This is a genomic window from Variovorax sp. P4_D9 (assembly GCF_056401695.1).
The window spans coordinates 1-2,129 of sequence record NZ_JBFUIU010001187.1 but is presented as its reverse complement, the minus strand read 5'-3'; the positions used below and the strand labels follow the sequence as shown (position 1 = coordinate 2,129).

The 2,129-nt window shown below is 57.7% G+C and carries 3 protein-coding genes and 1 pseudogene; all 4 read left to right on the top strand.

Features of this window, described 5'->3' with window-relative positions:
• Positions 1 to 113: 113 nt before the first annotated feature.
• The gene (locus tag AC1DY5_RS52770) at positions 114 to 656 is read left to right on the top strand and encodes a carboxymuconolactone decarboxylase family protein (RefSeq protein WP_478122208.1); all 543 of its coding nucleotides are present in this window, start codon (positions 114 to 116) and stop codon (positions 654 to 656) included.
• A 15-nt stretch (positions 657 to 671) separates the two neighbouring features.
• Entirely contained in the window at positions 672 to 1,367 is a 696-nt protein-coding gene (locus tag AC1DY5_RS52765) for a glutathione S-transferase N-terminal domain-containing protein (RefSeq protein ID WP_478122207.1), read from the top strand.
• Positions 1,368 to 1,394: 27 nt separating this feature from the next.
• Positions 1,395 to 1,865 (top strand): pyridoxamine 5'-phosphate oxidase family protein, encoded by a 471-nt coding sequence (locus AC1DY5_RS52760; protein WP_478122206.1) that lies wholly within the window; start codon positions 1,395 to 1,397, stop codon positions 1,863 to 1,865.
• A 96-nt stretch (positions 1,866 to 1,961) separates the two neighbouring features.
• Positions 1,962 to 2,129, top strand: a pseudogene (locus tag AC1DY5_RS52755) (GNAT family N-acetyltransferase); the annotation flags it as partial.

Sequence of the window (2,129 nt, the reverse complement as noted above, 5' to 3'; positions counted from 1 at the left end):
GATGTGATGCGAGCGTTACGCGAAAGCCCAGATGCACCCCGGAAAGATTCTTGGGAACGCGCCTGGGCTTTTCGTATGTGCCGACAAGTCTCAGTAACTTAAGGAAGACGACGATGCCAAGAATTGCTGCTCTAAAGCCGGAACAGGTGCCGGCTGATTCGAAACCGACTCTCGATGCATTCAGTAAAAATCTCGGGTTCACCCCAAATATGCTGGCGACTTTCGCGCAGAGCCCGATCGCGTTCAATGCATGGGCCACCTTCCGCAGCTCCTTGAACAAGGCGCTCGACATGAAGGCGCGTGAAGCCATCAGTCTCATTGTCTCCGAGGTGAATGGCTGCAACTACTGCCTGGCGGTTCACACCTATGCGGCCAATATGGCCAAGATGCCGGCCGACGAAATCATCCTCGCTCGGAAGGGGCATTCCAGTGACCCGAAGCGCGACGCCGCCGTCCAGTTTGCGCGCAAGGTCATCGAGACTCGCGGCCGAGTCAATGACGCCGATGTTAAAGACGTCCGCGATGCCGGCTACACGGATGCGAACGTCATGGAGATTGTCGCGCTGGTGGCCATGTTCTCCCTGACGAACTTTTTCAATAACGTGTTCGATCCCGAGAAGGATTATCCCGCCGTTCCGCCGGCTGGCTCGATCTGACTTAGGAGCAAGAAAGTGACTCTCGATCATCCGATTTTCACGCGCTGGCCGGCGCAGTACGCCGATCGGCTGCAACTCTTTTCCCTGCCAACGCCCAATGGGGTGAAGGTCGGCATCATGCTCGAGGAAACGGGCCTCGCCTACGAGCCGCACCGGATCGACATCATGGCGAACGAAAACCACGACCCGGCCTTTCTCGCGCTCAATCCCAACGGCAAGATTCCTGCAATCTATGACCCCGACGGGCCGAACGGCGCGCCACTCGCGCTGTTCGAATCGGGCGCGATCCTTCTCTATCTTGCCGACAAGACGGGGCGATTTATCTCGGCCGATCAGAACATCCGCTACGAAACGATCCAGTGGGTGATGTGGCAGATGGGCGGAGTCGGGCCGATGTTTGGCCAAGTCGGCTTCTTCAACAAATTCGCAGGCAAAGCCTATGAGGACAAGCGCCCACGCGACCGTTACGCAACCGAATCAGCGCGGCTGCTCGGTGTCCTCGACGACCGTCTCGCAGGCCGCGACTGGGTGATGGGGGCTGATTACAGCGTCTCCGACATTTCGCTGCTCGGCTGGGTGCGCAATCTGATCGGGTTTTACGAAGCGCGCGAGCTCGACGGCTTCGACCGCTTTCTTAATGTGCAGGCGTGGTTCAACCGTGGCCTCGCGCGTCCGGCGGTGCAGCGCGGGCTCGAAGTGACAGCGAGCTAGGTCCGTGAAGAACGAAGGAGGATATCTATGATTGAAATCACTGCCGACATCGAGGCGATTATCAAGCACGCGATATTGTCGTTCGTCGCGACAGTCAACGAAGACGGAACGCCCAATCTTTCGCCGAAGGCGTCTTTGACGGTCAGGAACGGCGTTCTCTACTTCGCCGATATCGCATCGCCCCGGACGATACTGAACTTGAAGCGCAATCCCGCCGTCGAAATTAATGTAATCGATATCTTCCAGAGGCGCGGTTATCGATTCAAGGGCCAAGCGTTGGTACTGCCGCCAGGCGATGAGGAGTATTCGGTGATCGCCGACTGGGTTCGAGCGACGAACGGCCCAGAGTATCCCGTCGATCACGTTGTCAAACTCGAACCCACTTCGATCACCCCGTTGCTGTCGCCGGCCCATGTCTTTGCCGCCCCTCCTCGGAGTCAGGACGAGATCAGGAACACCTACCATCAAAAGTACGGTGTGAAACCCATCGGGGCATAGGTGCGGGGTCCGGGAAAAACGAAGACCAACCGGCCACGTCCGCGCGCCCGTCCGCATACAGCAGCGGGGCGGTCATCCGAATTTCAGGAGCATTCTGTGCAATCAGTCGAGATCAAAGCCATTGAAAACAGCAATTTTGATATTTGGTTTCCGCTGTGGAAAGGCTATCAGCGATTTTACGAAGTGGATATCCCCGAGTCCGTGACGCTCAAAACCTGGGCGCGCTTCTTGGACCCAGTCGAGCCGATGCATGCAGCGCTTGCC